This window comes from Paenibacillus sp. KS1, from assembly GCF_001680695.1.
Taxonomy (GTDB): Bacteria; Bacillota; Bacilli; order Paenibacillales; family Paenibacillaceae; genus Paenibacillus_B; species Paenibacillus_B suaedae.
On sequence record NZ_MAIS01000128.1, the window covers coordinates 1 to 10,550 of the forward strand.

General features: G+C 46.9%; 8 protein-coding genes and 2 riboswitches. Of the genes, 2 read left to right on the top strand and 6 right to left on the bottom strand.

The window, feature by feature from the left end; all coding sequences use genetic code 11:
- Positions 1–2,617: MucBP domain-containing protein (locus tag BBG47_RS25850; RefSeq protein ID WP_175400643.1), on the top strand; the 2,617-nt coding region annotated here is incomplete at its 5' end.
- A 76-nt stretch (positions 2,618–2,693) separates the two neighbouring features.
- Here BBG47_RS25850 and BBG47_RS25855 read toward each other — a convergent pair.
- Positions 2,694–3,347: an anthrax toxin lethal factor-related metalloendopeptidase gene (locus tag BBG47_RS25855; protein WP_065294136.1), complete on the bottom strand. Its 654-nt coding sequence runs from the start codon at positions 3,345–3,347 to the stop codon at positions 2,694–2,696.
- 61 nt (positions 3,348–3,408) lie between these two features.
- Positions 3,409–3,493, bottom strand: a riboswitch (cyclic di-GMP riboswitch).
- Positions 3,494–3,597: 104 nt separating this feature from the next.
- Positions 3,598–3,683: riboswitch (cyclic di-GMP riboswitch) on the bottom strand.
- 239 nt (positions 3,684–3,922) lie between these two features.
- A complete protein-coding gene (locus BBG47_RS25860) occupies positions 3,923–6,985 on the bottom strand; it encodes a copper amine oxidase N-terminal domain-containing protein (RefSeq protein WP_065294133.1) in 3,063 nt (1,020 codons plus the stop codon).
- A gap of 290 nt (positions 6,986–7,275) precedes the next feature.
- On the opposite strand from BBG47_RS25860, the gene BBG47_RS25865 reads away from it, so the two are divergent.
- The gene (locus BBG47_RS25865; protein WP_065294134.1) at positions 7,276–8,223 is read left to right on the top strand and encodes an NAD-dependent epimerase/dehydratase family protein; all 948 of its coding nucleotides are present in this window, start codon (positions 7,276–7,278) and stop codon (positions 8,221–8,223) included.
- A 141-nt stretch (positions 8,224–8,364) separates the two neighbouring features.
- On the opposite strand, the gene BBG47_RS25870 is transcribed toward BBG47_RS25865, so the two are convergent.
- The 4 genes from BBG47_RS25870 to BBG47_RS25885 all read right to left on the bottom strand — a co-directional run bounded on the left by BBG47_RS25870 (position 8,365) and on the right by BBG47_RS25885 (position 10,396).
- Positions 8,365–8,793 (bottom strand): hypothetical protein, encoded by a 429-nt coding sequence (locus BBG47_RS25870; protein WP_065294135.1) that lies wholly within the window; start codon positions 8,791–8,793, stop codon positions 8,365–8,367.
- A gap of 174 nt (positions 8,794–8,967) precedes the next feature.
- Complete coding sequence (locus BBG47_RS25875; protein WP_021252735.1) at positions 8,968–9,180, bottom strand: cold-shock protein; 213 nt, start codon at positions 9,178–9,180, stop codon at positions 8,968–8,970.
- Between the two features lie 202 nt (positions 9,181–9,382).
- Positions 9,383–10,030: a ribonuclease H gene (gene rnhA, locus BBG47_RS25880; RefSeq protein WP_065294137.1), complete on the bottom strand. Its 648-nt coding sequence runs from the start codon at positions 10,028–10,030 to the stop codon at positions 9,383–9,385.
- A gap of 129 nt (positions 10,031–10,159) precedes the next feature.
- A complete protein-coding gene (locus BBG47_RS25885) occupies positions 10,160–10,396 on the bottom strand; it encodes a DUF6953 family protein (RefSeq protein WP_021262652.1) in 237 nt (78 codons plus the stop codon).
- Positions 10,397–10,550 lie beyond the last annotated feature (154 nt).

A 10,550-nucleotide genomic window follows, 5' to 3' on the forward strand; every position in this document is an offset into this window, starting at 1 on the left:
GTCCATCGCTGACGATGACACTTCTCGCTCAGGTAAGATTGGCGAGTCTGTTACGTTGAAAGCTATCGACATCCCGGGCTACACGCCTGAGAAATCGGAAGTAACCTATACTGTAAAAGCTACAGACAACGTGGTTACCTTCTTCTACAAAGCGAACACTCAAAAAGTAATCATCAAGCATGTCAGCAGTCTTACAAACAGAGAAATCGCTGAACGAACATCTGCACAAGGTGTCACGGGCCAGACGATTACGTTGAAGGCTCTAAGCATTCCAGGCTTTACAGCTGACAAAGCTGAAGATAGCTATACGTTCAAAGCCGAGGACAATGTATACACATTCTGGTATACGCCAAGCCAACAGACACTGACAGTGGAGTATTTGAGCAAAGAAACCAAAGAAACACTTGCAGATTCTGAAACTTATAACCGGCCTACCGGCACGAAGCTTGGGTTGGAAGCCAAGAAGATTCCTGGCTATACGCCTGAGGTAGAAAGAGAGCTTTACACATTCACAGATAAAAACGACACGTACAAATTCTTCTACACCGCGAATCCACAAAAAGTAACCATCCACTACATTGACCAAGACACCAAGCTTCCTATCGCAAAAGATGCTTCGAAAGACGGAAAAACTGGAGAATCAATAACACTGACTGCATTAGAAGTTACAGGCTACACTCCAGTCAATCCAGAAGTAAAGTACACGTTCACTGCTGAGGCTAACCAAGAGCACACCTTCTTCTACACCAAGAATGCCCCTGTAGAACGTACTGTTCACGTCCACTATAAAGAGGCAGCTACTGGTGCAGTTCTGAAGGAATCTACTACGACTAGCGGCAAGGTCGGAGAAACGGTTACACTTAAAGCAGAAGATATTACGATTGATGGCGTAGTTTACGTTCCTGACTCCTATCAGCATGAATACACCATTACAGATCAAGAGGAACAATCCTATACCTTCACCTACACCAAGAAGGACGTTACTCCTCAAGAACGGACCGTGCACGTCCACTATAAGGATGCAGCTACTGGCACAGTTCTGAAGGAATCCACTTCAACAAGCGGCAAGGTTGGGGCAACCATCACACTGAGAGCAGAAGATATTACAGTTGATGGTGTAATCTATGTGCCAGATTCCTACCAGCATGAATACACAGTCACTGAGCAAGCTGAACAATCCTATACGTTCTTCTACAGCAAAAAAGATCTGCCAACCTATTTCGTAACTGTTCATCACCTTGAAGAAGGCACTGACGCAGTGCTGCAGGAACCTACTACGGTCAGCGGCAAGTCTGGCGAAGTCGTTCATGTAACAGCTGAGCCAATCTCCGTAGCAGACGCTGTGTATCAGCCTTTAAAATTCAACCATGACATTACGATTAACGGAACTCCAGAGCAACAGTATACGATTTACTACAAAAAGGGTGATCCTGTAGAGGCATTGCTGCTGACGGTACTGCATCTGGATAAGGAGACTCTTGCACCGGTAGCAGAACCAACTTCGTTGAAAGGCAAAGCCGGAGAGCACATCACACTGAAGCCAACACCGATTACAGTGACAGACGCTGTATATAATCCAGAACAGTCTACTTACAACTATGTCTTCACTGCAGATGCTTCACAGACGTTCACGATCCTCTACATCAAGAATCCAATCAGCAAGCCAGATCAGCATGTAACGATTAAATATGTGGAGCAAGGAACAGGCAAGCAACTCGTAAATCCAACGACGAAGAGCGGCAAAGCTGGGGAGAAGGTTGAACTTACGGCACTGTCCATATCGGGGTATACACCTGTTAAATCCACTGACACTTACACCTTCACTGATAAGGAAGGGCAAGAGTACATCTTCTATTACACGCAAAACTCAAGTGGCGGAGGCAGCAGCAGTGGCAGCAGCAGTTCCTATTATCCAAGCTCCAAGCCATTACCACCAGTTCCACCATTGCCACCGGTGCCGAAGTTAGAAACGCAATATCATTACAATTACATCAATGGATATCCGGATGGGGAAATCAAGCCGAAAAACCTGATCAGCCGCGAAGAAGTAGCTGCTATCTTCTATCGCCTAATGGAGAATACCACACGGGCCAACTTCTTGAAGGGAACCAACTCTTATAAAGATGTAGCCGAAAAGCGCTGGTCGAACAGACACATCTCCACGATGGAGAATGCAGGGATTATCACTGGATACCCGGATGGCACTTTCCTGCCAGAAAAACCGATTACGAGAGCAGAGTTCGCCGCAATTGCTTCCAGATTCGATAAGCTGAATGAGCAGACGAATACACTGTTCTCCGATATCAGCGGTCATTGGGCAGAGAAATACATCGTATCCGCAGCAAACAAAGGCTGGATTAAGGGTTATCCAGATGGCAAGTTCAAGCCAAATCAGTACATCACTCGTGCCGAAGCAATGGCGTTCATCAACAGCGTGTTGAACCGCAAAGTGCACAATGATGATGTCCACAAAGACGCGAAGAAATGGCCGGATATCGCCCCTGCGGATTGGTACTATTCCGATGTGATGGAAGCAACGAACTACCATGACTACCACCGCAACAAGGATGAATTCGAATCGTGGGAGAAAGTAAACGCTGATGTCGTGTACCCATAATCGCGACTGAGCACGAATATGCAGCAAAGCGCCTCTTCGACGCATGTCGAGGAGGCGCTTCTTCTATGTAGGGCTCCTAGCTCGCAAATAGCTTAGCCATAAATTCATAAGTTAACGGCATGCTGCTCTTCAAATCGTCCCTTGTCGTATCGCTAAACAAATACAAGCTGGCAGCTTCAGCGAAATACTCCGTTGGATACGTCGAGACATAGCCATCACCTTTATATTTTACACTTGCTTCTTTATTGAAAATGGTATTGAATTCTTCAGTACCACTAATTTCATTGAAAACGAGTCGGTCAACCGCATGCAGCGTCTCGTGAATTTCCAGATTCAACGAATTGTGCCCCTTCCCTTTCTCGCTATACCCGATGCGAACCGCCACAACTCGCTCGCTCACTCCAGGGACATCATCCCATGTCAATCCAGTGCCTTCCCACCCTCTTGGTACTACTCCCTTCAGGTAAGCAAGTTCTGGCTCGTTCGTAATGGCTCCTTGAGTAAGCTTAATCTTAACTCCTTTACTATATAGAGCATTCAAGACCGATGTCGGAATCTTCTCCAGCCGCTGCTTCATTGCAGCCGCCTCGCTTCGATTGTAATCGCCGCTAGGCAATACAACCAGCTTGTCCAGTATAGTTTGCTCCTGCGCTTTAACCGGAGCCGCGAATATCGGGCATACGATGATAACGGCAAGAATAAGTGCGACAATACGCTTGTCCCATTTCACGATACATTCTCCTCCCGAAGCGAACAGCTGATTAGCCGATTCAACACTGCCCTGCTTCATGATTGGTAACTGGCTGGCTTAGCGAATTCGCTGTAGCCCCTATAGCTTTGCGTCACCATTTTTCAATGGCTTTGCCCTTGTGCAAATACGGAGTGCATGATATGAAGTTTGCAAGCAATAAAAAAGATCCCCACTTACCGAAATAAGAAGGGATCGTAACGTACATGGACGTTGCCGCTATTCCTCTATAATCGGTAACTGGCTGGCTTAGCGAGATTCGCCGTAGCCCCTATAGCTTTGCGTCGCCATCTTTCAATGGGTTTGCCTTTATCAATATAGACTCTATTGAAATGGAAAATAAATCTATTAGTTCTATATCACTAGATTAATGCTGCTAGAATCCAAAGTCAAGCAGGTAACGGCAATTTTTTACAAGAAAATCGAGTCCTTTTTCCTCCCTATGCCTGAACTTGTCGCATTGTCCCATAACAAAGAGCCCCGAGACAATCGGAGCTCCTTACATCTTCTATGAATCTACCTACTCCATCACTGCCTATAGATTTACTTCGTATGCTCTAGAAGGCTTCACCAGGAATGATTTCATTAGATGCCTTGGACAAATTATTGGCTGTTGCTTGTCGGCCATCTGCAATCGACAGAATGAATATACGATAGGCAACACCACTTCGAAGTGCGGATCCTGTAATGTCCTTATCTGAAGAAGTAAGCGTCAGGATACCCTCCTCCGATACCTTCACCACACGATATCCTCCGTTGCGTACCCGATTGGCTTCCGTCAACGTAAAGCTATCTGCGTATCCAGAAGGAACTGCCATTATCGCGTAATAGGCGATGCCCTTGCTATCTGCTGCCTTATCGAACGATACTTTGAGGATTGCTCCTTCCCCTTCCAGAACAGCAGTTACATTCGCCGCTGCCGGAACCGCAGGATCAAGCAGCTTAAACTCCTCGGAAGGAGCAGAGAGAGCATTGGATGCACCTTTCCCTCCGGATACAGATAAGATAAATACTCGGTATGACATCCCTTTTGAGAGCTGCTTGCCGTACACATCACGTGCAGTATCAGGCAGCATCTCCTTCACAGCGCCCGCCTGCTTAGATACCTTCTTATAATTGATTGCCGATACGGTATTTGCAGCAGATAGCTTATAGCCATCCGCCTTCTCCGAAGGAACGATTAGAATTCGATATTCGGCAATTGTGGAATCATTAGCAGGTGCCGAGAAGCTCACCTCCACATCCCGACTATTGCCGCTGTTCTTTGTTCCTTTCACAGCAACATTTGTAACTGTGTCTGCCCCTAGGTTATCTTCCAAGACGATATTTGGGGAAGGTGCTGACAATGCATTTGTTCCGCCGTCATTGTCTCCTACTGACAAAATAAAGACTCGATAACTAACGCCATTTTTAATGGACGAACCATCCACATCACGAGCATCCGTGGATAACGTCAAAGTATGATTCGCTCCGTTCGTATTGACAACTGTGTAATTGGATCGCGATACTTCACTAGCCGCAGAAACGCCGAACTGACTTGCATTCGCCGATTTTACGACCAGCACTCTATATTGGCGTATATTCGACTCATCTACTGCTCGGGTATATGCTACCTGTAGATCTCGGCCATCACGATAATCGCTAACATCCTGTACACCCACATTCGTAGCGGAGTATACCACAGCACGATTCTCCAGTGTAATCGGCCAAGACGGATTGGATAAGGCATCGGAGTAACTGCCCTTCCCAACAGATAAGACAAATACCTGATAACTGACTCCATTTCGAATAGAAGAGCCATCCACATCACGGGCATTGGAAGGCAGCACAATACTTTGATTTCGTCCCGTTGTACTGACAGCGATATAATTTGATCTAGGTATTTCATTTGCACCGGACAGTGTAAATCGATTGGCATCTGATGACTTTACGACCATAATTCGATACTGGCTAATATCCGACTCATCCGATGCCTGCTCGAAGCTAACTCGCAAATCACGGCCATCATTATAATCGCTAACATCACTGACCGTTACATTCTTAGACGCCTGAACATTCCCTTTATTGTTGAGTACGATCGCAGAAGATGCTGCGGAGAGTGCAGAAGCATTGCCATCCTTGGCTACTGCCATTACGAATACGCGGTACGTCTCCCCATTGCCAATATAAGATCCCTGTACATCTCGAGCATTGGACGGCAATGTCGTCGTTATGTTGTATCCATTCCACGCAACATCATAATATCTGCCGGACGGAACTCGGTTCGCATCGGACAGATCGAAGCTTCCGGCATCTCGATTTCTGACTACAAAGATCCGGTAATAGCTCACCTTCGATTCATCGCCGGAGCGAATAAAGCTAACCTGCAAGTCACGGCCATCCCCGTAATTGCCCACATCATCCACTTTTGTAATGGACGGCGCCGCGATCGGACGATCCAGCGTAATAGAGGATGAACCTGCAGACAACGCATGCGGAGACACCTTGCTATTGCTGCTTACAGAGAGTACAAATACGGTATATGAAATATCGCTGCGAATATAATCACCGGATACATCTCTTGAGGAAGAGGAGAGCGTTGTCGCTAACGTAGAATTGGAACCAGATTTGGAGATTGTCGTGTAGAATGAGTTAGGCACAGCATTTGCAGCAGCCGTGTCAAACCGATTGGCATCTCTTGTCTTCACAACGTGGATTTGATAATTCGCGATGTAATCATCATACTGCGGTCGTGCAAAGCTGACCTGAAGATCTCGGCCATCTCCGTAGTCGGCCACATCGCGTACTTGCACATTGCTTACAGCGGACACTGTTGTGTTCGTTAATGTTAGGGTTTGGGAAGCTGAAGATAACGCCGACTTGTTCGTGCCTTTGCCTACCGCAAGCACTAACACCACGTAGAATTGACTCTTCTTCAGAAGGTCTCCATCTACATCGCGAGTGTTGGATGTAAGCGGCACTTGTTGTGGCCCGCCAATCGGGAACGCCACGGTATATTGACCTGTGGGAACAGCCAATGCTTGCGACAAGGTGAATCCATAGACATTCGCGGCCTTCACTACAAATACGCGATAGTGATCCACCGCTGATTCCGTTGCCGATTTCAAGAAGCTGACCTCCACATCACGGCCATCTCCATACTTGCCAGCCGTTTGCGCGCTGACACTTGTAACTGGGGCTACCGTGTTATTCGAAGGGAGTGTCCGAATATAAACGCTCTGTGATCGCTGATCCCAGCCTACCTCTGCCCCAATTGCCTCACTGACGAAGCGTACAGGCACCATGGTTCTCCCTAGCAATGTCTGCGGCGGTACATCAAGTACAACAGCGGAGCCGTTTATGGTCGCTGCCTTGGAGCCAATCTTCAGCACAATGGTAGTATCGTCCTTAATGGCCGTCACCATTTGCTTTCTCTGATCCCACAACACCTTGGCATCAAGCGCTTCGAATATGGCGCGCATCGGAAGCATCGTTCGACCCTGAAGCGTTGTCGGTGGCTGATCCGTAACCAACTTCACCCCATCCATGTAAATGCTGATGGATGCAGCTGCTTGTAGCTGTGTAGGAATGACAAGCAGCAGCATGACGACTGCCACAATCCCTGACAGTATCCTTTTCACCCGTTCCTCCTCCTCGTTCACCAAGCATGATAATTCAATATATGTCTTCCTGTTGCCTTCTTAACGTGGCAATCTAGAGAAAGGTTTCGCTCTAAGTTGCAATCATTCATATTTGGGCTTGTCCTTTTTTTCGCATGGCTTCCATTACTATTCAACAGGATAGTTACTATATAAAATAACCGTACTTTTATTAGAAAAGCAGTTCGATTATGATAACAGCACAGCATGCGCATGTTGAATTCATAATTACGGAATGTGATGGAGCAAGGCTTAGGAGGAAGAACCACCGTATGAGAGCAATTGTATTCGGAAGCACCGGCTTCATTGGAAGCCATGTCGTAGAGCAACTCCTGCATGCCGGGCATGAGGTTACCGCCGCCGCACGGCATACAAGCAATATCTCATGGCTCAAACTGAGCGGCGCCCAAGTCATCCAACTCCATATGGAGAACCGTACAGAACTGGCTTCTGTCATCCAAGGACATGATGTGGTCTACAACTGCACAGCAGATGCGAAGCTGAATTCGACGATACGCTCAGACGCACCCGTAGAAATTCAATTGACGAAATGGTTGACAGACACTGCAGCCGCGCAAGGAGTAGCCCGCTTCGTTCAGTTAAGCACCATTGTTGTCTATGATTTCCGCAGCAAAGAGCCAATTGATGAACGATACGATACTCAGCCGATATACCCGATACAGCAGTTAGGACTAGCAAGGGAGAAGATCGTACAAGAAGCTGGCCTCGGTAGTGGAATGAAGACGGCAATATTACGTCCGGCAAGCACGATTGGAGTACGCGATCAATCCTCATTCTTCGCCAGAATGTTCGCGGCACATGCCCGCGATCAGTATCCAATCATCGGTGATGGTTCAACGAAGGTTTCTCTCGTCGATACTCGCGACATCGGCCGTGCGATGGAGTGGCTTGGTACATATGGTGAGGTCGGGCAGGATAATGGGGTTTATGTATTGAAAGGATTCGATACGACTTGGATGCAATTGAAAGAGGCCATCGATGCCGCTACAGGCAAGCGCGCTTCCCTTCTCCATATCCCCGCTGAACTGACTGAGGAACAACGGAAAGCGTATCCTATGTCGCCTTTTGCATGGGACACATTAACGACCGACCGCATTTGGGACGATGCGCAAATTCGCCAGCAGGGATTTCAAACCCTCTATTCCATGGAGGAATCGGTTACGGATGCAGTTCAGGATATGATGACTCGGCAGCAATAAAAAGGGATTGCTTTCTGCATTCGGCTTTTGGCATCAACTACAGCAAATATGAAAAGGAAAAGGCATTCCTAACGTAGCATCATCGCCTCGTTAGAACTGCCTTTTCCTTCTTTTTCCTTCTATGTATTTGTTGCATTTCACTTAAATTCGTTCGGATTGTCTCTTCTGCCGATCATTTAATAAAGACTCAAATTGATATACATAGGTTCCATTGTCAGCAATTCGCAGCGTACATACCCCTTGTGACTTTAAACGATCCAGGATCTGCGCGGCTTCATCCAAGGTCATCTCGCTATGAACCGCAATTTCCGCAGCTGTAATATAGCCTCCGAGCTCAGCAGCCAGACGAAGCGCAATTTTCTCTTTTTGCTTCATATGCCCTTCTGCTAAGTCTTGAGCTGCCTTTTGACTTTTAGACATCTGCACAATAACATACCCTACAACAAAAAGCGCTATTAGTAATAAAATTATCAGGCCATCTGTCACAAGCCAGCGGAAGAGAACAAGCATCATAGCGAGTAGAACAGCAAGGCCAATGCATCCGCCCGACCAAGAACCATTATTATTCAATGTCTTACCCCCATGTAAGGATCTGTTTTTCTACTAATTATATCTAATTTTTCTACATTTTTCGACCAATTCCTATTCATCATATTGACGAAATGCACAAAAAAAGAGCACGTCATCCGTGCTCCCTAAAGCTAAAAAACGTTACATCGTGCTATAAAACATTGCTTTCAACCCTTACTTGGAGGATTGAACTGGACTCGTGTTGGCAAGAACGGCTATCTTCTTCTCACCCTTGACCATAGCAGACTTGCATTGCGGGCATGTCGGTTCATTTGAAAAAGTGAAATTATCTCGCATCCATCCATTGCAATCTTCACTCGAACATATCCACACCGATGTTATTTCCATCGGCACATCCTCTTGTGATTTCTTCCGCGAGCTGTACAAACCCCATCTCTCCTCACATGATATGTTGATACGCCGACTGTAAATATAAAAGCCCCAAACGTCACGTTCGGGGCACGATATTGCGACTACAGCCGAATCAGTATGGTTCCATTATACCATACTTCCAGATTAATCTGTGTAAAAAGTGGATCTCCGTTCCAATTCTGAATCAACCTGTACAAAAAGCTTTGTTGAGAAGTGGCTATTTCCTGCCGTAATCGGCCTTAATCTCGCCCCAATGCTCGGTTTCCACCTTCAGGATTTTATTGATGTAGGTATTCGTCTGCAGCCAATGAAGCGCCCGGTCTAGTAAATTCCACACTTCCTGCGTCGATTCATTGCGAACAAGCGTTGTCGCCACTTTCTTCTCGCGTACCCACTTCATCGCGGTTCGCGAATCACTGTATATGGTCTTATTGCTGCCTTGCTGCTTGAGGTAAGCCAAAGAATGCACGATGGCAAGGAACTCGCCTAAGTTGTTCGTTCCATTGGGAATAGGGCCATTTGCAAAGATTACTTCTCCTGTCTTCGTATCTACTCCCTGATACTCGATCGGCCCTGGATTCCCTCTCGTCCCTACATCTACGGAAATGCTGTTATAATCAATCTCCGATTTGGATACGGGAGCAGCAGTCCCCGCGGACTTCCCAGCCGCTCCCTTCTTGGCAGAACCTTGACCCCAATGCTTCTTCCAGCCTTCCCGATAGGCCTTATCCGCTTCGCTCTTGGAGGCATAGGACTTATACTTCGCGTCCTTGTAATTGCTCACTTGCGCTTGGCATTCCGGCCAGCTCGTATAGATTCCTGGCTTACTGCCTTCCCATACCACATAGTATTTCTGCTGCGCCATAACTCGTACCGCTCCTTCACCTTCTGCTTCTCTATTGACAGCGATTCGCCTGCCACTCCACCAGAAATACAGAGGAACATGTTGTTCCTCGTGATCCAGCGTTAGTTGCTCCATCTCTTTACGCCAAGCTTACGTCCATCCCCAGCAAAATCCGTCTCTGTCCCATGCGACTTTGCCGCGATGCAGCTTACGGAACGCCTTCTTCACTTCCTTGTCGAGCGAAGCATTCCCATTCTCATTCACATATACGAAATGCTCCCCGAAGTGCGTCTTCACATATTCAATGACATCGCTCTGATAAGCGACACCCTTCGTTCTAATTTCATCGATCATCCATTCCGCTACTTGCTGAGCTGTGTATTCCACCAACATTCCACTCCTAATTCGTATCGATACTTGCATGCCTGTTCTCATTATAAATGAGCCCGCATCATATTCCTAATGTGCTCCACAAATTATCCCTAATAAAAAAGCTGTCGGTATCCGACAGCCAGATTGTTGAGAAACCCTGTCTTTTTAT